This is a genomic window from Streptomyces sp. NPDC048623 (assembly GCF_040650755.1).
Lineage (GTDB): Bacteria > Actinomycetota > Actinomycetes > Streptomycetales > Streptomycetaceae > Streptomyces.
The window spans coordinates 19,668-40,697 of record NZ_JBEZHV010000003.1 but is presented as its reverse complement, the minus strand read 5'-3'; the positions used below and the strand labels follow the sequence as shown (position 1 = coordinate 40,697).

Here is a 21,030-nt window from a genome sequence, read left to right as displayed (position 1 = left end):
GGACCCGGGCGCGGACCCGGGCGCGGAAGCAGGCGAGGAGCCGGCCCCGACTCCCGGCCTGGAACTGTTCCCGGAACCGTTCCCGGCTCCGGCGCCTGCTCCTGCCCTGGCCCCGGCTCCGGTCCCGTTCCCCGCCCCCGGCCCGGAACCGTTCCCGTTCCCGTTCCCGGCTCCGTTCCCGTCGCCCGCTGTCGTCCCCTGCGCCGTCATGACGCCACCTCCAGAAGCTCGTCGGCCGGACAGCCGCCCGGCACCACGTACCGGGCGTGGAACGCGGCGACCGCGCCCACCACCTCGGGCGTCGCCCCCGTCCGCGGCAGCGCCTCAAGGGCCGCCTCGAACACGGCCTTCGCCGCCCGGTGGAGCAGCGGACTCGTCAGCCCGTCGCGGGCCGCCGTCGTCCACAGCGGATTGCGCGGCGCGGGCGCGTCCCCGGCGAGCGCCGCCAGCGGCCGTACCGCCCGGTGCGCCGCCGCCACGGCCCGCGGGTCCTCGAAGAGGGCGGTGGTGACCGCCAGCGGCACCATCCAGCCGTCGGGCCCCGGCTGTGCGTCGATCATCCGCAGCTCCAGATGCCCGCGCGGTCGCACCGGCGGGAAGAGGGTGGTCAGGTGGTAGCGCAGATCGTCCGCGTCGGGCCGGCGCGGCAGGCCCGAGCGCAGCCACTCCCGGAAGGTCAGGTCCTCCGGCACCGCCCACGGGCCGCTCGGGGTGCGTACGCACATGACCGAGGTGTCCAGGACGTGCGCCGCCCACTCGGCGCGCGGCTCGCCGTCCGGGGACGGGGCGAGCGCCCGGCCCGGATCCAGGTCCGTCCACAGCGCCTGCCGGGTCGACCGCCAGCCGGTCCGACGCCCGCCGTGCACCGGCGAGTTGGCGAACGCGGCCACCAGGACCGCGCCGAGCAGATGCGCGAGCCGCCAGCGGCTGCGATAGCCGAGCGGCCCGTCGTCGTCGAGACCGGCGTCCAGACAGACCTGCACGGACGCCGACTCGCACATCATGGCCCGCCCGGACGGACCCGTCCGGCCGAGGGCGAGCTCCATGGCGTCGTAACGCGGCTCGTGCAGCACCCGCGCGCGCGGCGCGTGCCAGGGGTCCACGCCGTAGCCGCTGAGGCCGAGTCCGAGCGGGGCGAGTGCCTGCCGTACCGCCCGCAGATCCGCGGCGAGCGAGTCCAGGCACTCCATGAGGGAGGCGGCGGGCGGCGAGCTGAGCTCCAGCTGCCCACCGGGTTCGAAGGTGAGGGCCGCCACCAGCGGCAGCGCCCGTACGGTGTCGATCGCCGCGGCCAGCCGGCGCGGCGGAACGGGAAGGCGGGGATCACGCAGATCGTGGACGAGCCATTCCAGCTCGGCCCCGACCGCGCGCGGCGGCCCCGTCTTGAAACAGATACATCGCAGCAGGTCCTCGGCCGTCTCCTCGGTCAGAGGAGAATCACCCAGAGGAGAACCACCTCGGGGTATGCCGTTCGACGACGGTGTCGTCATCGCTCCACCTCCTGGGAAAGCGCTGCTTTCCACCTAAAGCCACCCGGCACGGGCGTGCAAGGGCGCCTCGCGCACCCCTCGCGTACCCCGCGTACACCCCTCGCGCACCCCTCGCCCGCCCCGCGTGGCGCCCGGCGCGTACCCACGGCGCAAATCCCGTTGCCCCGCGTCACCGGTGTCGATCATGCTTTCGGGACATGAGCGCACGACTGCGGGCCCTCGCCCGCGAGAACGAGGAGATCGTGGCGGCCGGCCACTACACCGGCCCCGGCGGACGCGTCGTCCCCCTCGCCGAGCGGCTGGCCACGGCCGTGGCGGGAACCCGTCTGTACGGCCCCGAGCCCGTACCCGTCACCCCCGGCACCGACCGCACCACCCGCATCGCGGTCACCGGCGAGAGCAGCCTCGCCGCCGCCCGCCGGATGCTCCGCGAGGACCCCGGCACCCCCGTCGCCGTCCTCAACTTCGCCTCCGCCCGCAACCCCGGCGGCGGCTACCTCAACGGCGCCCAGGCCCAGGAAGAGGCCCTGTGCCGCTCCTCCGCCCTCTACACCACTCTGCTGCGGGCTCCGGAGTACTACGCCCACCACCGCGAACACCGGGACGCCTTCTACACCGACCGGGTCATCTACTCGCCCGCCGTCCCCGTCTTCCGCGACGACGCGGGACGGCTGCTCGCCGAGCCCTTCGCCGTCGGCTTCCTCACCTCACCCGCGCCCAACGCCGGAGTGATCCGCCGCCAGACCCCCGCACTGGCCGGCCGCGTCCCCGCCGCCCTGGCCGCCCGCGCCGAGCGGGTCCTGGAGACCGCCGCCGCGCAGGGCTACCGCCGGCTCGTCCTCGGCGCCTGGGGCTGCGGCGTCTTCCAGAACGACCCCGCCGAGGTCGCGGGCGCCTTCAAGGCCCTGCTCACCGGTGACGGCCGCTTCGCCCGCCACTTCGACGAGATCGTCCTCGGCATCCTCGACCGCACCCGCGAGAAGACGACCCTCGCTGCCTTCCGGCAGGTCTTCCAGGGCGCCTGATATGCGCCTTTCGTGCCTCCGTGCGAGTCTGGAACGAGATCCAGGACGGGAGGCATGATCGTGGGCAAGAAGCAGACCCGGGTCAACAAGGGCGCCCGCAGCGGAGGCCATGAGCACCGTGCGGCGGTCGCGGCCAAGGAGAGCCCGAGCTCGCCGATGTCGTCCGAGGCGCCACGCCCGGCCATCGACGTCCCTTCCCACCGCAGGGAACGGAAGTTCGGGCACAACTGAGACGTGCACCGGAGGAACGGGCCCGGCGCCGACTGGCGCACCGGGCCCCTTCCGGTGTCTCCGGACGTGCTCACCTTCTCAGGTCTTGCTCACTCCCTTGCTGCGGGTCGTCGCCGACCGTGATCTCCTCGGTGCGCGGCGCGGGCACCGAGGCCGGGGACTGCTGCTGCGCCGCCCCGGCACCGTTCGGGCTCATGTTGGCGAGCAGCTGCCGCGCCAGGCCGAGGCCCGTGCCGCCCATGGTGAGTGCCTTGGCGAACATGTCCGCCATCCCGTCCGCGCCGTTGAGCAGCACCATCTGGTCGACGTTGCCGAAGGCGGAGGCACCCGCCTCCACGATCTCCGGCCACCTCTCGGCCAGTTGCTGCGCGACCACGGCCTCCTGGTTCTCGGCGAGCGCCGCGGCCCGCGCCTTGATCGCCTCCGCCTCGGCCAGACCCTTCGCCCGGGTCGCCTCGGCGATCGCGAGACCCTTGGCGTGGGCCGCGGCGGCCTCCGCCTCACCGGTCACCCGGGTGGCCGTCGCCGTCGCCGCGCTCGCCAGTTCGGTCTTACGGGCCTCCGCCTCGGCGGCCAGGATCCGGGCGTCGCGCTCGGCCGCCGCCAGCGTGCGCTTCTCGTACGCGAGGGCGTCGGCCGGCTTGCGGACCTCCGCCTGCAGCTGCTGCTCCTTCCGGTTGGCCTCCAGTTCCGCGACCCGGGTCTCCTGGACCACGACCTCCTGGCGTGCGGCCGCGTCCGCCAGCGGACCGGCCTGACGGGCCTTCGCGCCCGCCTGGTCCCGTTCGGCCTGGTAGCCCGCCTGCAGGATCTCGCTGTCCCTGGTCGCCTCCGACATCCGCGCCGCGGCCTGCTGCTCGGCCTCGGTCGCCCGGCGGTTGGCCTCCGCCTGCGCGATCCGCGCGTCCCGCTGCACGGCCGCCGCGTGCGGCGCCGCCAGGTTCTTGATGTAGCCCGTGGGGTCGTCGATCTCGTGGATCTGCAGGGAGTCCACGATCAGCCCCAGCTTCTCCATCTCCGTGCCACAGGCCGCCCGCGCCTGCCCGGTCAGCTTCTCCCGGTCACGGATCATGTCCTCCACCGTCAACCCGCCCACGATGGCGCGGAGATGACCGGCGAAGACGATGTGCACCCGCTCCGACATCAGCTTCTGCTGGTCGAGGAAACGGCGGGCGGCGTTGGCGATCGACACGAAGTCGTCGCCCACCTTGAAGATGACGACGCCCCGCACCTTGAGCGGGATGCCCTGGTGCGTGACGCACTCCACCGACAGCTGCGTCTCGTTGAGGTCGAGCGACAGCTTCCGCACCGCCTGGACACCGGGCAGCACGAGCGTGCCCCGGCCGGTGACGATCCGGAAGCCCATGCCCTCGCCGAGGCCTTCGTTCTTGTGGTTCGAACCCGAGATGATCAGCGCCTCGTTGGGTTCGGCGACGCGCCACATCAGTTTGAACAGAGCGATCAGAAGGACGAGGGCGCCGACGACGCCGCCCGCCACGATCCCGAGGCTCATTGGACAGGTCCCCCTTCACCGGAGCCGAGCGGTTCCGGTGAAGGGAGTCTCCTCCTGGCGCCCCTGCCGCTCAATGGATCTGTCAACTGTCGTACGCGGCTGTGACATACACGGTGCGCGGAGGGAGATGTTCCACCACCATCACGACCGTTCCCGGCTCGATCCGGTCCTTGCCCGTGGCCGGGTAGGCGAGGAAGTGCTCGGCGCCGCCCCGGATGCGGACGATCACCTCGCCGACGAGGCCGGGTCCCACTGTGCCGGTCACGCGGCCGAGCAGGCCCACCATCGAAGCGTCGTCGTCCATGACCGAACGGTACGTCAGTACCCCGCCCGGGCGGTACGGGAGCCGGTCAGCGCACGGAACGGGTGGTGGGTGATGACACGTGTCAACGGCGCGTGTGAAGCTTGTGTGACACCCGAATCCGGCCATCCGCCAGACCCTGCGCCGGATCGTTCTGGAAAGATGCCGGACCGATGAGCCAGTCACCCAAGGGGCAGCCCGCCGCACTGCAGTCCGCCGGGCGCTCCGTCCCCACCAGCGCCGACGTGGCGCGGCTCGCGGGGGTCTCCCGGGCCACCGTGAGCTACGTCCTCAACAACACCGCGGCCGTACGGATCAGCGAGCCCACCCGCCGCCGGGTCCGCGAGGCCGCCGAGGAACTGGGCTACGTGCCGCACGCCGGCGCCCGCAGCCTGCGCGCCGGACACAGCCGGATGGTGCTCATGCCCACCGCGCACGTGCCGGTCGGCCCGCTCTACAGCCGCTTCTTCAACGAACTCCAGTGGGCCCTGCGACGACTCGACTACACCGTGGTGCAGTACGGCAGCGTGGGCCTCGACGGGGAGGAGGCGGTCCGCGCCTGGGCCGAGCTGCGGCCGGTCGCGGTGGTCTCGCTCGGCCACGTCGACCTCACCCCCGCCGGCGTCGACCTGCTCAGGCGCGCCGGCGCCCGCGCCGTGCTCACGATCGGCCCGCGGGAGGTCGAGGGCACCCACGCCGTCGTCATGGACCTGACCAGGGTTGGCCGCGACGCCGGCGCGCACCTCGTCGCGCGCGGCTGCCGCACCATCGGCGTGGTGATGCCCGAGGAACCGGGCCTGGAGATGTTCTCCGTACCGCGCCTGGAGGGCGTGCGGGCCGCGGCGGCCGAGGCCGACGCCCGTGTCGTACCGCTGCCGCTGGCGTACGAGGAGGAGCCCGCCGCCGCACTGGCCGCGCGATGGCGCGAACTCGGCGTCGACGGGGTGTTCGCGTACAACGACGAGTACGCGATGCTGCTGATGCGCGCCCTCCAGGACGCCGGGATCGCGGTGCCGGACGAGACGGCCGTGGTCGGCTCGGACGACCTGGTGCTCGGCCGGCTGCTGCGCCCCCGGCTCAGCACCGTGCACATCGACATGGTCGGCGGCCAGGAGCTCGCGGAGCTGGTGGACCGCGTGGTGCGCGAGCCAGGGACGCCGCCGGAGCGGCACGAGCTGTTCGCCTCGCGGATGGTGGTCCGCGAGTCCAGCTGACGGCGCGGCCCGCCGCCCGGCCCCGGCCCGGGCCCCGGCCCCCGGCCTGGGCCCCGGCCCCCGGCCGGGCGGCGGGCCGGGGGCGGGCGGCTTAGCGTCGGTTGCATGAGCACACATCCGAAGCGCTTCGAGATCCTGCTGGTTCCGGCGCACGTGGAGAACCGCGGCGGCGCCTCCGTGGAGGACAGTGCCGTCCGCTCGGCGGTGGTCGAGGCGACCGGCCGCACCGGTGAGACCGGCTATCCGATCTACGAGGGCCACGGTCTGGTGGCCGACATCGACCCCGAGACGCGGACGGTGGAGGCGCTCCTGGTCGACGGACGCGAGCTGGACTACGGACTGACGGCGCTGATCAGGGGCCCGGAGACGGCCCGGCGGAGCGCCGAGGGCGGGCGTTGACAGGAGGCGCGGGGCGGGCGGAGACTCGGGCGGGCGAAGGCGAAGAAGCCTTCACCAGGCGAACGGATCGTCGTCGTTCCCGGCATCCGTCCGCCCGTCCGGGCCGTTCCGACACAGGGCATGTGGGAGAGAACCGATGAGCATCCGCGACGTCTACATCGTCGACGCCGTCCGCACTCCGATCGGCAAGTTCGGCGGTGCGCTCTCCTCCGTCCGCCCCGACGATCTCGCCGCCCACGTGGTGAGGTCCCTGGTCGACCGTACCCCCGACCTCGACCCCGCCCGGATCGACGACGTGTACTTCGGCGACGCCAACGGCGCCGGCGAGGACAACCGGGACGTGGCCCGGATGGCCGTCCTGCTCGCCGGCCTCCCGGCCTCGGTGCCCGGAGTGACCGTCAACCGGCTCTGCGGCTCGGGCCTGGAGGCCGTGATCCAGGCGGCCCGCGCCATCGCGCTCGGCGACGCCTCCGTGGCCGTGGCCGGCGGCGTCGAGTCGATGTCCCGCGCCCCCTGGGTGCTGCAGAAGCCCGAGCGCGCCTTCCCGGCGGGCCACCAGCAGCTCCACTCCACCACCCTCGGCTGGCGCATGACCAACCCGCGCCTTCCCGCCGAGTGGACCGTGGCCCTCGGCGAGGGCGCCGAACTCGTCGCCGACAAGCACGCGATCAGCCGCGAGGCCCAGGACGCCTTCGCCCTCGCCAGCCACCAGAAGGCCGCCGAGGCCTGGGCCAAGGGGCTGTACGACGGCGAGGTCGTGCCGTACGAGGGCGTGGATCTCGTACGCGACGAGTGCATCCGCGACTCCACGTCGACCGAGGCCCTGGCCAGGCTGAAGCCCTCGTTCCGCCGTGACGGCGGCACCGTCACGCCCGGCAACGCCTCGCCCCTCAACGACGGGGCCGCGGCCCTGCTCCTCGTCGACGAGGACGGTCTGCGCGAGACCGGCCGCGAGCCGCTGGCCCGGATCCGCGCGTCTGCCGTCACCGGCATCGAACCGCAGCTCTTCGGACTCGGCCCGGTCGAGGCCGTCCGCCGCGCCCTGGAGAAGTCCGGCCGTGGCTTCGGCGACCTGACCACCTTCGAGCTGAACGAGGCCTTCGCCGCCCAATCCCTCGGCTGCCTCGCCGAGTGGCCGGAACTCGACCCCGCCGTCGTCAACCCGCGCGGCGGCGCCATCGCGATCGGACACCCCCTCGGCGCCTCGGGCGCCCGCCTCGCCGGCGCGGTCGCCCACCAGCTCGCGGCGGCCGGCTCCGGCACGGGCCTCGCGGCGCTGTGCATCGGCGTCGGCCAGGGCCTGGCCCTCGTCCTGGAGCGCTGAACACCCGGGCCGAGCGAAGGGCGGCCCCGTGGATCACGGGGCCCGCCACTCTCACGTCCGGGTCACGCCAGGCTCAGGCCTGCTTCTGGGCGCCGGCTGCCTGCGCATCGGCGATGGACTGGCGCACCTCGTCCATGTCCAGCTTGCGGGCCTGGCCGATCAGGTCCTCCAGAGCCGCCTCCGGCAGCGCGCCGGGCTGCGCGAACACCGCGACCTTGTCGCGCACGATCATCAGCGTGGGGATCGAGCGGATCTCGAAGGCCGCCGCCAGTTCCTGCTGCGCCTCGGTGTCCACCTTGGCGAAGACCAGGTCCTCGTGCCGCTGCGACGCGGCCTCGAACACCGGGCCGAACTGACGACACGGGCCGCACCAGGAAGCCCAGAAGTCGATCAGAACGAACTCGTTCTCGCTCACGATCTGGTCGAAGTTGTCCTTGGTGAGCTCTACGGTGCTCATGCTCCCTGCCTTCCGTCTCCTGGCGCCTGCCTGGCGGTTGCCTTGCGGTCCCCTGGGGACTCGTCCGGCACAACGGCGTACCGAGCCGCCGTATTCCGCGCCGATCCGCGCCGCCGCCCGCAGACTGGTCTGCATGACACGAGCGGCGGAACACGAGCACACGCACGAGCACACGCACGAGCGCATGTACGAGCACACGCACGAGCGCACGTACGACGTGGTGGTCCTGGGCGCGGGACCGGTGGGCGAGAACGTGGTGGACCGGGTCCGGGCGGCCGGGCTCAGCGCGGCGGTGGTTGAGAGCGAACTGGTCGGCGGGGAGTGCTCGTACTGGGCCTGCATGCCCAGCAAGGCACTGCTCCGCCCGGCGATCGTCCGCTCCGAGGCGCGCCGTGTGGCCGGTCTGCGCTCCCACGCGTACGGCCCGCTGGACGCGCACGAGGTGCTCGCCCACCGCGACAAGGTGGTCGGCAACTGGCAGGACGACGGCCAGGTGTCCTGGGTACGGTCCACCGGCGCCGACCTCTACCGCGGCCAGGGGCGCCTGCACGGCCCGCGCCGGGTCGCGGTCGAGGGCGCCGAGGGCGACCGCCATGTCCTCACCGCCCGTCACGCCGTGGCCGTCTGCACCGGAAGCCGCGCCGTCCTGCCCGACCTGCCGGGCCTCACCGGCGCCCGCCCCTGGACCAGCCGCGAGGCCACCAGCTCCGAGCGCGTGCCCGAACGCCTCGTGGTGGTGGGTGGGGGAGTGGTCGGCGTCGAGATGGCGACGGCCTGGCAGGCACTCGGCTCCCGCGTCACGTTCCTCGTCCGGGGCGGTGGACTGCTGCCCCGCATGGAGCCGTTCGCGGGCGAACTCGTCGCCGCCGCGCTCGCCGAACGCGGTGCCGACATCCGCTACGGCGCGTCCGTCGCCGCGGTCGTACGGGACGGGGGCACGGGGCCGGTGACCGTGGTCCTGGAGGGCGGCGACCATGTCGAGGGCGACGAGGTGCTGTTCGCGACCGGGCGGCGGCCGCGCACCGAGGACATCGGCCTCGAGACGGTGGGCCTGGAGCCGGGTTCGTGGCTGTCCGTCGACGACAGCCTGCGGGTCGACGGGTACGACTGGCTGTACGGGGTCGGCGATGTCAACCACCGGGCGCTGCTCACCCACCAGGGCAAGTACCAGGCGCGGATCGCGGGGGCCGCGATCGCCGCGCGAGCGACGGCGGACAAGGCGGACAAGGCGGATGAGGCGGATGGCGGTGCGTGGGGGCCGCACCGGGCGACGGCCGATCACGCCGCCGTGCCGCAGGTCGTGTTCACCGACCCGGAGGCGGCGGCAGTCGGGCTCAGCCTGGCCGCCGCCCAGGCCGCGGGGTACCGGGCGCGGGCCGTCGACCTCGACCTCACCGGGGTCGCCGGGGCCGGGCTCTACGCGCAGGGCTACAAGGGCCACGCGCGGATGGTCGTCGACCTGGACCGCGAAGTCGTCCTCGGCGTGACCTTCGTCGGCCCGGGCGTGGGCGAACTGCTCCACTCGGCCACCGTCGCCGTCACCGCCGAGGTCCCGATCGCCCGCCTCTGGCACGCGGTCCCGTCCTACCCGACGCTCAGCGAGGCCTGGCTCAGGCTCCTTGAGGCGTACCGCGACGGAGGGGGCCCGGCATGACGCCCGGCTCCGGGGAGCGCGCCAACGAGTACGACGCCATCTGCGCCCACTGCGGCGCCCCGGTCCCGGCGGGCACGGGCCTGCTCCGCCACACCCCCCACGGCTGGCAGACCTACCACCCACCCCACGCCCCACCCCCGGGCCCGCCCCCACCCACGGACCACCCGGGCTGGCACCACCGCCGGCTCCTCTCGCTGGACATCGCGACCACGGGCCACCGCTTCGCGATCGACCGCATCGTGTCGGCGGCGCTGAGAAGCAGCGACGGGGAGGAACGCGACTGGGCGATCACCCCGGGGCGGGAGGCCGGGGACGGCGGCGTGGCGGGCCGTGGCGGGGGCGCGAGCGCCGGTCCTGGCCGGGCGCCGGATGCCGGCCCGCTGTCCGGCTCGGGGCGGGCCCCGGATTCCGGCCGCGGGCCGCATGGCGACCCTGGCCGGAAGATCGAGCCCGGCCTGTCGGCCAGTTCCGGCCTCACGCCCGGCCCGGGCTCCGGTAGAGAGCCGGGCGTTGCGCCCACTCCCGGTGCCGCCCCCACCCCCACCCCTCAACCGCCACCCCTGCCCCCGGCCCAGGTCCTCGACGAGGTGGCCGGTCTCGTCGCCGAGCACCTCGCCTCCGGGGAGATCCTCGTCGTCTGGTTCGCCCCCTACGTCCTGACGACGCTGCACGCCGAGCTGCTCCGGCACGGCCTCGCCCCGCTCAGCGTCCGCGTGCCGGCCGGTGTCGGTCCGATCTGCGATCCGCTCGTCCTCGACCGGCACGCCGACCGCTACCGCCCCGGGAGCCGTTCCCTCCACGCGGTCGCCGACTGGTACGGCATCCCGCACCTCCACCCCGGCGAACCCGGCTCCGATGCCGGCGCCGCGCTCGCCCTCGCGCGGGCGATCCCTGCCTCGTACCCCACACTGGCCCGGCTGTCCCGGCCCGCGCTCCACACCGAGCAGATCATCTGGTACGCCGAGCAGACGGAACGTCACCCCGACGCTCCTGCCTGGCCGTTCGAGGAGATCGAGCCCCTTCCCTGGGAGGAGAATGGAAGTTGAGGGACAGTCAGAAAGACAAGGACGGCACACCCGAGCCGGAGGCCCCGTGGCACGAGATCGTTCCCGGGCTGTGGACGGGCGGGCACCACTGGGCCACCGCCGAGGGCCCGGAGCGGAGGCGGACTGGCCGGCTCGGTTCCGTGATCGTAGAGTCCTCGGACATGACCGAGCAGTTCAGCCGCGCCTCCCACCACCCCGCCCCGGAGGCCTCCGCGTGATCGACGCCGCCACGCACATCCGCGTCGCGCGCCCCTCCCACGATCTCGCCGCCGCCGAGCGCTTCTACGTCGACGGCCTGGGCCTCGATGTCCTGTGGCGCAAGACCGACCCCGCCCCCGGCGAGCACGAGTTGCTGATGGTCGGCCCGGCAACCGGCGGCTGGCACTTCGAACTCACCCGCGACCCGCACGCCGAGCAGCCCCTCGAACCGACCCCCACCGTGGACGACCTGTTCGTGGTCTACCTGGGCAGGCCCGTCGCCGAGTTCCAGGTCGCCCGCCTCCTCGCCGCCGGCGGCACCTGGGTCCCGGCCCACTGCTCCCGCACCTGGGGCCAGGGCCCGTCCGGAGACCGCCCATCAGCGTGAGGTGAACCGGAACGCCGTCGCGGCCACTACCGCGACCGCCGCCCCCCTCCAGCTCACCCCCGCCTTCGCCGCGGTGGCCACCGGCGGTCCCGCGCGCGGGGCGCGGGACCGCCGGGCGGGCCCGGGAGCCGAGGGGCTCGGGGCCCCGGGGCTCAGAGCCGGGCGAGGATCTGCTTCAGCTGGGTGATCTCGGCGGTCTGGGTCCGCACCACGTCGTCGGCGACCTTCTTCGCCTCCGGGTCCGCACCGCTCGTCTGCTCCGTCTTCGCCATGCTCACCGCGCCCTCGTGGTGCGCGATCATCAGCTCGGCGAACGTGCGGTCGAACTCCTTGCCCTTCGCGGCCGCCAGGTCCTTCATCTCCGTGTCGGACATCATCCCGCCCATGGAGTGGCCGCTTCCGCCCTCCATGGCCTCGGGCCTGCCCCAGGCCTTGAGCCAGGACTGCATCTTCTGGATCTCGGGATCCTGGGCCTTCTCGATCGCCCCGACGATCTTCTTGATCTCCGCGTCCTCCGCGCGCCCGTCGGCGAGCTTCGCCATCTCCAGGGCCTGCTCGTGGTGCGGGATCATCATCTGCGCGAACATCACGTCCGCGTCGTTGAAGGAGCCGGCCGAGGCGCCGGCGCCGGCGGGCACGGAGGCGGCCGGGGCGGAGGTCATCCCGCCGTGGTCCATCCCGCTCATGGAGCCGCCGTCGGACCCGCCGCAGGCGGCGAGCAGCAGCCCGGCCGCGGCGACGGCGCCGGTGACGGCGAGCCGTCGGGCGGTACGGCGGGTGGCGGAGCGAGCGGGGGAGTTCTTGACGTTCTTGAGGGCACGCATGGGTGTCACACCTCGTTCTCGTTCGTGGTGTCGTTCCTGTGGTCGGTCGTACGCGTCTGCGGGCAGCACGAGGCAGCACGAGGCAGCCCGCGGGGCGGTACGCCCTAGATCCGCAGGACCGACAGCGCGGCGAGGTCGGGAGGACGGGGCGGCGGCGCGTGCGGGCGCAGGGCCGCGAGGAGCCGGGCGAGCGGCGGGACGGTGAGGTCCCGGCGGGCGCGCCGCAGGGCGGCGCGGACGAGGGCGGCGAGCAGCCAGGCCCCGAGGACCGCCACACACAGCGTGGTCATGTCCATCCCGCCGCCGGAGTCGTGCGAGGACGCCGGGGCGGGGACGGCGGCCGAGGCGCGGTCCGCGTGGTGCCCGGCCGACGGGCCGGTGGTGTGCGCGTGGCCGCCCGCGGACGAGGTGCCGCCGGCCTCATGGGCGGCCACGGCGACATGCGCCGCCGCCCCGCCCGTACCACCGCCGGAGGAGCCCCCCGGGTGGCCGACCGAGTGCATCACGAACACACCGAGCGCGAGCACGACGACGAGCAGCAGGTGCGCCAGGGCACCGCGGGCCGGCGTCCGGCCACTGCGCTCTCGTCCCGTGTGCACGGCTGCCTCTCCTCCCGCCTCTCGATGCGTCCGTCTGTCCGTCTGTCCGTCTGTCCGTTCGCCCCGACCGACCGTACCCGATACCCCAGCCCGGTACCGTCCGAGGGCGCCGGATCCACCCCCGTGGCGTACACCGGCCACGCCGGTGACACCGGCCCGTCCCCGGCCCGACCCTGATCACGGAAGGCACCACTCGCCGGGAGGCACGCCCATGTCGATCGTCGTCACCTTCGCCGGACGGACCCCGCTCCCCACCGACGGCTCCTGGTACCAGATCTGGTCCTACCGGGTGCAGCCCGCCACTCCGGCCGACCTCCGTCCGGGGCAGCGGGTCGCCCTCGCCCTGCCCGCCGACGTCGACCTGCGCGACCCGACGCTGTTCCCCGGGGTGCCCGCGCTCGACGGCGCCTTCACCGAGGCCGACCCCGGCTCGGGCCGGCAGTACGCGGGCCGGACCGTGACCGGCACAGGACCGGTGACGATCTCCTTCGTCGCCCCGCCCACCCAGTCCGAGCGGGACCTGCTCCTCGTGGTCCGCGACACCGGCCGGCCCTGGACGGTGACCCCCTTCGCCACCTCGCCCGGCGGCCCCGCCGGCCCGTCCCGGGTGCTGCCCGCGCCCGTGCCGGGGCCGGTGCGCGCCGGGCGGCCGGTCGGCGAGTTCGCCGGCACCCTGCCGTACGCGAGCGAGCTGTTCGGCGTCTACCAGCCGCTGCCCGGCTGGCTCGGATACGGGAGCGCGGGCCGGCTCGCCGACCCGAACGCGCCGCGCCCGGCCGCCACGGTCTTCGCCGGCCCGGCGGCGCGCGGCCTGGAGCACCCCGAGCTCGCCGCGCTCGCCCGGCTCGCCGGGCAGCAGCCGCCCACCGAGGGCATCCTGTCGCCGGTCGGCCTGGTCAATCTGTTCCGGCAGTACTTCTACGAGTTCGACACCTTCCTCGGCGCACCCGCCGGACATCTGTGGCTCAGCCCCGGCGGCATGGTCGAGCTCGTCGAGACCAGCACCCGCCGCACGCTGGTCGAGCGGACCGCGAGCCAGTCGGAGGAGACCGTCCGCAAGTCCGAGGAGACCCTCACCGACCAGAACGACGTCGCCGACGCCGTCAAGGAGTCCAACGCCAACGACACCAGCCTCGGCGCGAGCGCCGCCGGCGGCGCCTCCTTCGCCGGGATCTACCACGCCGACGCCAGCGCCAGCTACGCCACCAAGTCCACCACCAGCAAGTCCTCCGAGCTCACCCACAAGCACACCCGCACCCAGAGCTCGAAGGTCAGCAGCGAGATCCGGCGCAACTTCTCGACCACCTTCAAGACGGTCACCGAGACCACCGACACGTCCAGCCGCCGGTACGTCGTGCAGAACACCACCGACCGGCTCGCCAACTACGAGCTGCGCCGCAAGATGCGCAAGGTCGGCGTGCAGGTCCAGCACATCGGCACCCGGATGAGCTGGCAGGTCTTCGTGAACGCGCCGGGCCGGGTGCTCGGCCTCGGCGAACTCGTCGACATCGTGCCCGCGCCCGACCTCACCTCGCTGCGCAAGCCCGAACCGCCCGAGCCGCTCACCCCGATCCTGTCCACCTTCACCGGCACCTTCCCGATCGCCGAGCACCCCGACAGCACCAACGCCCCGCACAACGACGCCGACTGGCGCCGCCAGGAGGGCTTCGACCGGATGTGGCGGGGCGAGGAGGACGAGTACATCGTCGCGAACTTCGACTACGGAGCCATCCCGCCCGCCCCCGGCTACACCCTGAGCACCAACCCCGACTTCGTGCAGCTGGTCTCCGCGAAGAACGGGCACGGCACCGACGCCAAGTTCCTGGTGAAGTACGTGATCCAGCGCCCCGACACCGGCCGCTTCCAGGTCCGTGCGGACAACGTGCACTTCGGCGGCACCCCGGTCATCACCTTCACCCTCCAGCTGCGCTGGGAGCCGCCCGCCGTCGACCCGGCCGCCGTCGCCTACCGGGCCGCGCTCGCCCAGTACGAGAAGGAGGTCGCCGCCCTCCAGCGCAAGGCGTACGCGGCGGCCGTGCGCGAACGCACCACCCTGCTCAGCAAGGTCAGGCCGCGGCCGGCCGAGGACCTGCGCAAGGAGGAACGGCACTCCGTCTTCGCCCATCTCGTCGACCAGCTCCGCCTGTTCGACCCCGCCGACGCGCATCTGGAGGCCGAACTCATCCGGCAGATCTTCGACGTCGACCAGATGCTGTACTTCGTCTCGCCCGACTTCTGGCGCCCGGACGACGTCTCCGCCCCGGCCGGACCCGACTCGGCGGGCCGCTACCCCGTGCCGCCCGCCCGCTGGGAGGGCACCGAAGGCGACCCGCTGGCCGGCGAGACCGTGCTCACCGCCTACTCCCGCACCAGCGCGCACAACGCGCCCGACGCCAAGAACCCCGCCCCCGCGCAGGAATGGCGCGTCGACTATCTGATCACCCCCGACTCCCAGCCCGCGCCCATGGGCAGCTCGCTGGGCTGGCTGGTCCAGGCCGACGGCGACGAGCGGCGCAACGAGTTCCTCAACTCGGCCTGGGTGAAGGCCGTCCTGCCGATCCGGCCCGGCCACGAGCGGGAGGCCCTCGGCTGGCTCACCCAGGCGGGGGTCGAGGGCGAGGCCGCGCTCGACAAGCCGTACGCCTGGCAGGAGGGCGACCCCGACGCGTACCGTGACCAGACCATCGGCCGGGTCCTCGAACTCCTCGCCGCCGAACTGGAGACGGCCAACACCAGCGTCGCCAACACCCTCGCCGCCGAGCAGGTCTTCGAGACCGGCTTCGACCCCCTCGCCGGCGGCTTCCGCCCCGCCGAGCCGTACCGGATCTTCGACCAGTGGGTAGAGGTCCTGCCCACCGACCAGGTCGTCGCCGTCGAGGTCACGTACGACCCCAAGACCGGCCAGCAGATCTGAGGCGCACCCGCCATGACCACGCGCTATGTGCATGCCGGCCGCGGTGTGCGGTCCGGCCGCTTCGACGACGAGCGCAAGCCCGCCCGTACGGTCGCCGACGCGCTGCGGGCCGCCGCGGCAGGCGACACCGTCGTCGTCCTCGACAACGCGGTCTACCGCGAACCCGAACTCGTCCTCGACCGGCCCGTCACCCTGATCAGCGAGCATCTGCGCGGCCACCCGGCCGCCGACCCCACCGACGCCCGCTTCGACCCACGCGCCCTGCCCGCCCTCGACGGCGGCGGGCGGCACCGGGTGCTGCGCATCGGCCCCGGCGCGCCCGGCGGGCGGCGCGGTTTCGGGCCGGTCGCCGTCAAGGGCCTGCGGATCACCGGCGGGCACTCCGTCCACACCCCGCGCGATCCCGCGCTCGGCGCGGGCGGCGGGATCGCCGTCGTCGACGCCGACGACGTACTGATCGAGCGCTGCGCGATCACCGGCAACCGCACCGAGACCGCGCCCTTCCCGGCCTGGCCGGAATCCGACCGGACGGCGCTCCGCGACGCCGTCGTCACCCTCCTCGGCGATGTCCTGCCGGCCGGCGGAGTCACCGCCGCCAACCATCTGATCGACACCGTCAACACCATGCTGTCCTGGGTACGAGGCGCCGCCCCGCTGCCCCGGATCGACCGGGCCGCGCTGCTCGCGCGGGCCGCGCGCACCTTCGACACGCTCGTGCCGCCCGGCGTCCGCGCCATGTGGCTGGCCGGGCAGTCCTTCGGCGGCGGCGTCGCCACCGTCTGGGCGAGCCCCACCCTGCGGCACTGCCTCGTCCGGGGCAACACCGCCGAGGGGCGGGGCGGCGGACTGGCCGTCGTCGGCTACGGCTGGCCGACCCTGGAGGGCTGCTGGATCGACCGCAACGCCTCCGGGAGGCGCGGCAGGCTCGACGGGGGCGGCATCGGCTGCGAGATCTCCCTGCCGGGGCGGCTCGGGCGCGACCTCAGCGAGCTGGACCTCATCACGTTCCTCGCCGACCGGGCGCTGGCGGCCCGCACCGCGGTCCTGCACCCCGGCACGATCGTCACCCTCACCCCGACCGAGCTCTACCACTTCCTGCGCTGGCTCCTGAACCCCTTCGAGCCCAACCCGGTGCTCGCCAAGACCCCTCGGATCCTCGCCGAACTGCTCACCGGCCGGGTCGAGGAGGCCGTTCACCTGGGCTTCTATGCCATCGCCGCCTCCGCGCTGCGTCTCGACCGGTGGTCGGCCTGGCAGGAGGAGGAGATCCTGGACGCCCGGCGGCGGTCGGTCACGCTCACCGACTGCCGGATCACGGGCAACACGGCCGCCGACGACGGCGGCGGACTCTACGCCTCCGTGCTGTCCCGGGTCCGGCTCACCGGCACCGAGGTGAGCGGCAACCGCACCGGCAGCATGGGCGGCGGCATCCGCCTCACCATGGGCTCCGCCGGCACCTTCGAACGGTGCGTGATCAAGAACAACGTCTCGCGGGGCCTGGAGGCCGCCCCGCCGCCGGGACAGCCGCGCCGGGCGCACCCGGGCGGCGGCGGGATCTCCGCCCGCAACGCCGACCTCACCCTCACCGGCACCCGGATCACCGGCAACACCACCGCCGACCGGCCCGGCGGCGGGATCGTGCACTACGCCGACACCGAGGGGAACATGGGCGGGGTCCCGGACATGTGGACGGCGATCCTGCGGGAGGTCTTCGGCGTCACCAAGGTCACCGTGCGGATGGACGCGGCCGGCGAGATCAGTGGCAACCGCGCGGGTTACGACGAGCACGGCGCGCCGCTGCCGCGGCCGAGGTTCGCGAAGGGCGGCGGGGTGTTCGTGCTCCAGGCCACCTTCCCGGACGCGCCGCGCGTGGACGTCACGCTGGCCGCCGTACACAGGACCGTGCACGGCAACACGGCCCTGACCAGGCGCTATCCCTCGGCCGTCCAGCCCGGTGCCGTGATCCCGACGGCGAACGAGACCTGCGTGCAGGATCTCCTGAACCACCGGGAATGGACGGAGGCCGGCGACGCCCCGCTGCTGCGGGGCGGCACCGACCTCCGGTTCACGCCGTGAGATTCACGCCGAGAGGTTCAGGGCATGAGGATCATTCGACGGTCTCGCCGGACATGGCGGCCGCGAGGCGCAGATGCGGCGCGGCCTCGTCCGGGCGGCCCTGCCGCTCCAGGGTGCGGCCGAGCATCAGGCGGGCGTAGTGCTCGACCGGGTCGCGCTCCAGGACCGCGCGGAGCTCCCCCTCGGCCTTCGAGAGCTGCGCCGAGTGGTAGTACGCCCGGGCGAGCAGCAGCCGCTGGGCCGTCTGGTCCGGGTGCTCGGCGACCAGACCGCGCAGGATCCGCGCCGCCGTCAGGTACTCCTTGGCCTCGAAGAACAGCTGCGCGCGGCTCCAGCGGTCGGCCGGCGTGCCGAACTCGTAGTACGTCTCGTCGCTCACTGCTCACTCTCTCCCTGGTGGTGCCTGTGCTGTGCTGCTGCCGGGGCTCTGACGAGGGCGACAACACGGCAAGGTCATTGAACATTCCACCGATATTCGCCGGGTGGGTCCGCCACCCTCGGCCGCCTCACGGGAATAGGTTGAGCGCCATGAGCAATCTCGACCGCCAGGCCACCCTCCAGGTCTGCGGTGGCCGGGGCTTCGTCGTCGCCGAACCGGTGCGCGAGCTCCTCAGCCCCCGCCACGTCCAGCTCGGCGAATCGACCGAGGTCCGCCGACTGCTCCCCAACCTGGGCCGCCGTATGGTCGGCGCCTGGGCCTTCGTGGACCACTACGGCCCCGACGACATCGCCGACGAACCCGGCATGCAGGTCCCGCCCCACCCCCACATGGGCCTGCAGACCGTCAGCTGGCTCCACGAGGGCGAGGTGCTGCACCGCGACTCCACCGGCAGCCTGCAGACCGTCCGCCCCCGCGAGCTGGGTCTGATGACCTCGGGCCGGGCCATCTCCCACTCGGAGGAGAGCCCCAAATCCCACCCCCGTTACCTCCACGGTGCCCAGTTGTGGGTCGCGCTGCCCGACGCCCACCGGCACGTCGAACCCCACTTCCAGCACCACGCCGTACTGCCGCAGGTCACCGCCCCCGGCCTGACCGCGACCGTCATCCTCGGCACACTCGACGGCGCGGCCTCCCCGGGCACCACCTACAGCCCCCTGGTCGGCGCGGATCTCGCCCTCACCGCCGGCACCGAGACCCGCCTCCCGCTCGACCCGGACTTCGAGTACGCGGTCCTCGCCATGTCCGGCGAGGCCCACGTGGACGACGTCCCCGTACTCCCCGGCTCGATGCTCTACCTCGGCTGCGGCCGCACCGAACTCCCGCTGCGCGCCGTCTCCGACGCCGGCCTGATGCTCCTCGGCGGCGAGCCGTTCGAGGAGGAGATCGTCATGTGGTGGAACTTCGTCGGCCGATCCGGTGACGAGATCGTACAGGCACGAAACGACTGGGAGAAGGGCTCGCGGTTCGGCGAGGTGCACGGCTACGACGGCACCCGCCTGGCCGCCCCGGAACTGCCCGCCACCCCGCTGAAGCCGCGTGGACGAGTGCGCTGACCTGGGGAAACCTATGTTCGGGCTGGCCGTGCTCTCGCTGGCGGCTGCCGTGCTGGGACCCCCGATCCGCGTGATGCCCTGGCCTCGGGGCTCGGGGGTCTGCTCGGCTCGAGAGGGGGCGACCGAGTCTCGTGTTCAAGCTTGTGCGTCAACGTTCAATCGGATCGATGCTGACCTTTTGCTGACTTTTCTGACTGGTGGTCAGATGATGGGGCGGTCACCGTTCACCGCCCAGATGCCGAGGACAGAACAACGGCGGCACCTGTCGCCACGTGCAGCCCGACGTGGCGACGAACACGATCGCGGCGAGACACTTACGATCCCCCGCCCGCCGACGACCACCTCCCTGCGGCGGCACCACCACCGTCTCGGGCACCACACGCCGGAACGAAGGGGGCAGCGCAACCTCCGCCTTCACCTCCCTCGCTCCATCCGGGCCATGGTTGCTGGCGGTCACGGGCTGGTCCCCGGCCCGCTCCTGCGGCCCTCGGCCCACACCATCCGGCACTGCCTGGCCGCCGCCACCTGCCACCGGCCGATCCCACCCATCACAAGGCCACGACCGACGGCAGGCAGACCCTCGCTGGATACATCGTCGCCGAGACGCTGTTCGCGCCGACCGCCACCAAGGTGCCTGCCGCGCCGCTGTGGTACGGCACCGTGCGCGCCGCGAAGGTCCCCGGCGGCTTCAACCTGACCGACGCCACCGCCACCACCGCCGATGGTGAGCATGCCGGCCGGGGCGGAGGCCGGGACCATGGCGAGAGCCACGCCGCTGCCAGGTCCGAGGCGATCAGCTGAGGGCGCTTCGAGTGCCGGTCCGACAGGGCACCGGCCCACAGCGCCAGCGCGCTCGGCAGCTGACCGAGAAAGAGGCTCGGAGCGGACGGCGTTCGCGACCAGGCTTGCGATGTCGGGCTGCTCGTCGTTTCGGCGGAGGCCAAGCCGATCACCCTCGTTGGTCGCATCCGATCCGTGAGGCTCAACGACACCAGTGGAATGTCGAGCACCTGCATTTCGGACAGGCTTCGAACCTTGCGATAGGTGTGGGGCTACGGCTCCCGTGGTACGCAGGAGGCCGGGCGCGACCGTCGTCGCCTCCGTGACCTTGCCCGTCACCGGATCGACTGAGACAGAAGGATCGTGCGGGCCCTTGCGAGATCCGCTGGCGTGTCGACTGCTACCCCTTCGTCCTCGACCGAGAGCATCTGCACGCGGTGGCCGTGTTCGACGAAGCGCAGCATCTCCACGCCTTCCGTTCGCTCCAGCGGTCCCTGCGGAGTGTGCCGGAACAAGCTGAGGCCTGTTCGGGTGAAGCCGTAGAGGCCGAGCTGCCGCAGGTACCGCGGCCGATCCCCTCGTGGGTAGGGGATCGGTTGCCGGGAGAACATCAGAGCGTTGCGCTGGGCATCGACCACGACCTTGACGACATTGTGGTCCAGGACGGCGCCCACGTCGTTTGACTCGGTGTAGGCGTTGACCGCGACTGTTCCGGGGGCCATGTGCTCCAGGGCTTCGGATATGGCATCGATAGCGGCGGGCGAGATGAACGGCTCGTCGCCCTGGACATTGATGTAGGCGTCGGCCGGCAGGCGATGCGCGCACTCGGCGACACGGTCCGTTCCGGTGAGGTGTTTCCCGGTGCGCATGCACTCGATGCCGAGTTCGTGGCACGCCTCCATGATGCGCTCGTCGTCTGTGGCAACCACCACGCCGTCGAGACGCTTGGCTTTCAAACAGCGTTGGTGGACGTGCCAGAGCAGCGGCTTGTTCCCGAGCTGAGCCAGGGGTTTGCCGGGAAACCGGGAGGCGCCCCAGCGGCAGGGGATGACGGCTATGTGTCGACGTGCGGGGGTGCGCGGTGAAGCGGTGGCAGCCACGGC

The 21,030-nt window shown here is 73.2% G+C and carries 21 protein-coding genes and 1 pseudogene; 12 read left to right on the top strand and 10 right to left on the bottom strand.

Annotation, left to right across the window (positions count from 1 at the left end; all coding sequences use genetic code 11):
* Positions 1 to 206: 206 nt before the first annotated feature.
* Positions 207 to 1,490: an ergothioneine biosynthesis glutamate--cysteine ligase EgtA gene (egtA, locus tag AB0C73_RS05345; RefSeq protein ID WP_362524836.1), complete on the bottom strand. Its 1,284-nt coding sequence runs from the start codon at positions 1,488 to 1,490 to the stop codon at positions 207 to 209.
* A 197-nt stretch (positions 1,491 to 1,687) separates the two neighbouring features.
* On the opposite strand from egtA, the gene AB0C73_RS05340 reads away from it, so the two are divergent.
* Both AB0C73_RS05340 and AB0C73_RS05335 read left to right on the top strand, forming a co-directional pair.
* On the top strand, positions 1,688 to 2,515 hold the full coding sequence (locus AB0C73_RS05340) for a TIGR02452 family protein (RefSeq protein WP_362524833.1): 828 nt from the start codon (positions 1,688 to 1,690) through the stop codon (positions 2,513 to 2,515).
* A 54-nt stretch (positions 2,516 to 2,569) separates the two neighbouring features.
* The gene (locus AB0C73_RS05335; RefSeq protein WP_362524831.1) at positions 2,570 to 2,746 is read left to right on the top strand and encodes a hypothetical protein; all 177 of its coding nucleotides are present in this window, start codon (positions 2,570 to 2,572) and stop codon (positions 2,744 to 2,746) included.
* A 70-nt stretch (positions 2,747 to 2,816) separates the two neighbouring features.
* Here AB0C73_RS05335 and AB0C73_RS05330 read toward each other — a convergent pair whose 3' ends face one another.
* Together AB0C73_RS05330 and AB0C73_RS05325 are read right to left on the bottom strand one after the other, a co-directional pair.
* Complete coding sequence (locus tag AB0C73_RS05330; protein WP_362524829.1) at positions 2,817 to 4,259, bottom strand: SPFH domain-containing protein; 1,443 nt, start codon at positions 4,257 to 4,259, stop codon at positions 2,817 to 2,819.
* Between the two features lie 82 nt (positions 4,260 to 4,341).
* Entirely contained in the window at positions 4,342 to 4,545 is a 204-nt protein-coding gene (locus tag AB0C73_RS05325) for a hypothetical protein (protein ID WP_362525579.1), read from the bottom strand.
* Positions 4,546 to 4,733: 188 nt separating this feature from the next.
* On the opposite strand from AB0C73_RS05325, the gene AB0C73_RS05320 reads away from it, so the two are divergent.
* The 3 genes from AB0C73_RS05320 (at position 4,734) to AB0C73_RS05310 (ending at position 7,497) form a co-directional block, all read left to right on the top strand.
* The gene (locus tag AB0C73_RS05320) at positions 4,734 to 5,774 is read left to right on the top strand and encodes a LacI family DNA-binding transcriptional regulator (RefSeq protein WP_362524826.1); all 1,041 of its coding nucleotides are present in this window, start codon (positions 4,734 to 4,736) and stop codon (positions 5,772 to 5,774) included.
* Between the two features lie 105 nt (positions 5,775 to 5,879).
* Positions 5,880 to 6,173, top strand: coding sequence for a hypothetical protein (locus AB0C73_RS05315; protein WP_362524824.1), 294 nt, complete (start codon positions 5,880 to 5,882; stop codon positions 6,171 to 6,173).
* Positions 6,174 to 6,309: 136 nt separating this feature from the next.
* Positions 6,310 to 7,497, top strand: coding sequence for a thiolase family protein (locus AB0C73_RS05310; RefSeq protein ID WP_362524822.1), 1,188 nt, complete (start codon positions 6,310 to 6,312; stop codon positions 7,495 to 7,497).
* Positions 7,498 to 7,570: 73 nt separating this feature from the next.
* On the opposite strand, the gene trxA is transcribed toward AB0C73_RS05310, so the two are convergent.
* On the bottom strand, positions 7,571 to 7,954 hold the full coding sequence (gene trxA / locus AB0C73_RS05305; RefSeq protein WP_362524819.1) for a thioredoxin: 384 nt from the start codon (positions 7,952 to 7,954) through the stop codon (positions 7,571 to 7,573).
* 184 nt (positions 7,955 to 8,138) lie between these two features.
* Between trxA and AB0C73_RS05300 the strand changes: the two genes are divergently transcribed.
* The 4 genes from AB0C73_RS05300 to AB0C73_RS05285 are packed head-to-tail and all read left to right on the top strand — an operon-like array spanning position 8,139 to position 11,240.
* Positions 8,139 to 9,608 carry an NAD(P)/FAD-dependent oxidoreductase gene (locus AB0C73_RS05300; RefSeq protein ID WP_362525576.1) on the top strand — a complete coding sequence of 490 codons (1,470 nt, stop codon included), beginning with the start codon at positions 8,139 to 8,141 and terminating at the stop codon, positions 9,606 to 9,608.
* A complete protein-coding gene (locus AB0C73_RS05295; protein ID WP_362524817.1) occupies positions 9,605 to 10,654 on the top strand; it encodes a hypothetical protein in 1,050 nt (349 codons plus the stop codon). Before AB0C73_RS05300 ends, AB0C73_RS05295 begins: the two co-directional genes overlap by 4 nt.
* Entirely contained in the window at positions 10,651 to 10,872 is a 222-nt protein-coding gene (locus AB0C73_RS05290) for a hypothetical protein (RefSeq protein WP_362524814.1), read from the top strand. The genes AB0C73_RS05295 and AB0C73_RS05290 overlap by 4 nt, the downstream gene beginning before the upstream one ends.
* The gene (locus AB0C73_RS05285) at positions 10,869 to 11,240 is read left to right on the top strand and encodes a VOC family protein (protein ID WP_362524812.1); all 372 of its coding nucleotides are present in this window, start codon (positions 10,869 to 10,871) and stop codon (positions 11,238 to 11,240) included. Before AB0C73_RS05290 ends, AB0C73_RS05285 begins: the two co-directional genes overlap by 4 nt.
* Before the next feature lie 152 nt (positions 11,241 to 11,392).
* Here AB0C73_RS05285 and AB0C73_RS05280 read toward each other — a convergent pair whose 3' ends face one another.
* Positions 11,393 to 12,064, bottom strand: coding sequence for a DUF305 domain-containing protein (locus AB0C73_RS05280; protein ID WP_362524810.1), 672 nt, complete (start codon positions 12,062 to 12,064; stop codon positions 11,393 to 11,395).
* A 104-nt stretch (positions 12,065 to 12,168) separates the two neighbouring features.
* A complete protein-coding gene (locus tag AB0C73_RS05275; protein ID WP_362524808.1) occupies positions 12,169 to 12,663 on the bottom strand; it encodes a hypothetical protein in 495 nt (164 codons plus the stop codon).
* A gap of 211 nt (positions 12,664 to 12,874) precedes the next feature.
* Here AB0C73_RS05275 and AB0C73_RS05270 point away from each other — a divergent pair, with 211 nt between their 5' ends.
* Both AB0C73_RS05270 and AB0C73_RS05265 read left to right on the top strand, forming a co-directional pair.
* Entirely contained in the window at positions 12,875 to 15,577 is a 2,703-nt protein-coding gene (locus tag AB0C73_RS05270) for a hypothetical protein (RefSeq protein WP_362524806.1), read from the top strand.
* 12 nt (positions 15,578 to 15,589) lie between these two features.
* Positions 15,590 to 17,653 (top strand): right-handed parallel beta-helix repeat-containing protein, encoded by a 2,064-nt coding sequence (locus tag AB0C73_RS05265; protein ID WP_362524804.1) that lies wholly within the window; start codon positions 15,590 to 15,592, stop codon positions 17,651 to 17,653.
* A 31-nt stretch (positions 17,654 to 17,684) separates the two neighbouring features.
* On the opposite strand, the gene AB0C73_RS05260 is transcribed toward AB0C73_RS05265, so the two are convergent.
* On the bottom strand, positions 17,685 to 18,032 hold the full coding sequence (locus tag AB0C73_RS05260; protein WP_362524802.1) for a tetratricopeptide repeat protein: 348 nt from the start codon (positions 18,030 to 18,032) through the stop codon (positions 17,685 to 17,687).
* Between the two features lie 149 nt (positions 18,033 to 18,181).
* Here AB0C73_RS05260 and AB0C73_RS05255 point away from each other — a divergent pair, with 149 nt between their 5' ends.
* Positions 18,182 to 19,147 carry a pirin family protein gene (locus AB0C73_RS05255; protein ID WP_362524800.1) on the top strand — a complete coding sequence of 322 codons (966 nt, stop codon included), beginning with the start codon at positions 18,182 to 18,184 and terminating at the stop codon, positions 19,145 to 19,147.
* A gap of 247 nt (positions 19,148 to 19,394) precedes the next feature.
* Here AB0C73_RS05255 and AB0C73_RS05250 read toward each other — a convergent pair.
* From AB0C73_RS05250 to AB0C73_RS05240, 3 genes and pseudogenes are all read right to left on the bottom strand, one after another.
* Positions 19,395 to 19,565: pseudogene (locus AB0C73_RS05250) on the bottom strand (transposase); the annotation flags it as partial.
* Between the two features lie 130 nt (positions 19,566 to 19,695).
* Positions 19,696 to 20,163 (bottom strand): hypothetical protein, encoded by a 468-nt coding sequence (locus AB0C73_RS05245; protein ID WP_362524797.1) that lies wholly within the window; start codon positions 20,161 to 20,163, stop codon positions 19,696 to 19,698.
* A gap of 99 nt (positions 20,164 to 20,262) precedes the next feature.
* On the bottom strand, positions 20,263 to 21,027 hold the full coding sequence (locus AB0C73_RS05240) for a 3-deoxy-manno-octulosonate cytidylyltransferase (RefSeq protein ID WP_362524795.1): 765 nt from the start codon (positions 21,025 to 21,027) through the stop codon (positions 20,263 to 20,265).
* Positions 21,028 to 21,030 lie beyond the last annotated feature (3 nt).

What these genes read in the sequence shown, in the direction of transcription:
- AB0C73_RS05335 (WP_362524831.1), top strand. Translation starts at nt 2,570, where the DNA reads ATGATCGTGGGCAAGAAGCAGACCCGGGTCAACAAGGGCGCCCGCAGC.
- trxA (WP_362524819.1), bottom strand. Translation starts at nt 7,954, where the DNA reads ATGAGCACCGTAGAGCTCACCAAGGACAACTTCGACCAGATCGTGAGC.
- AB0C73_RS05255 (WP_362524800.1), top strand. Translation starts at nt 18,182, where the DNA reads ATGAGCAATCTCGACCGCCAGGCCACCCTCCAGGTCTGCGGTGGCCGG.
- AB0C73_RS05295 (WP_362524817.1), top strand. Translation starts at nt 9,605, where the DNA reads ATGACGCCCGGCTCCGGGGAGCGCGCCAACGAGTACGACGCCATCTGC.
- AB0C73_RS05320 (WP_362524826.1), top strand. Translation starts at nt 4,734, where the DNA reads ATGAGCCAGTCACCCAAGGGGCAGCCCGCCGCACTGCAGTCCGCCGGG.
- AB0C73_RS05310 (WP_362524822.1), top strand. Translation starts at nt 6,310, where the DNA reads ATGAGCATCCGCGACGTCTACATCGTCGACGCCGTCCGCACTCCGATC.
- AB0C73_RS05300 (WP_362525576.1), top strand. Translation starts at nt 8,139, where the DNA reads ATGTACGAGCACACGCACGAGCGCACGTACGACGTGGTGGTCCTGGGC.
- AB0C73_RS05315 (WP_362524824.1), top strand. Translation starts at nt 5,880, where the DNA reads ATGAGCACACATCCGAAGCGCTTCGAGATCCTGCTGGTTCCGGCGCAC.
- egtA (WP_362524836.1), bottom strand. Translation starts at nt 1,490, where the DNA reads ATGACGACACCGTCGTCGAACGGCATACCCCGAGGTGGTTCTCCTCTG.
- AB0C73_RS05330 (WP_362524829.1), bottom strand. Translation starts at nt 4,259, where the DNA reads ATGAGCCTCGGGATCGTGGCGGGCGGCGTCGTCGGCGCCCTCGTCCTT.
- AB0C73_RS05265 (WP_362524804.1), top strand. Translation starts at nt 15,590, where the DNA reads ATGACCACGCGCTATGTGCATGCCGGCCGCGGTGTGCGGTCCGGCCGC.
- AB0C73_RS05245 (WP_362524797.1), bottom strand. Translation starts at nt 20,163, where the DNA reads ATGCAGGTGCTCGACATTCCACTGGTGTCGTTGAGCCTCACGGATCGG.
- AB0C73_RS05340 (WP_362524833.1), top strand. Translation starts at nt 1,688, where the DNA reads ATGAGCGCACGACTGCGGGCCCTCGCCCGCGAGAACGAGGAGATCGTG.
- AB0C73_RS05270 (WP_362524806.1), top strand. Translation starts at nt 12,875, where the DNA reads ATGTCGATCGTCGTCACCTTCGCCGGACGGACCCCGCTCCCCACCGAC.
- AB0C73_RS05280 (WP_362524810.1), bottom strand. Translation starts at nt 12,064, where the DNA reads ATGCGTGCCCTCAAGAACGTCAAGAACTCCCCCGCTCGCTCCGCCACC.
- AB0C73_RS05325 (WP_362525579.1), bottom strand. Translation starts at nt 4,545, where the DNA reads ATGGTGGGCCTGCTCGGCCGCGTGACCGGCACAGTGGGACCCGGCCTC.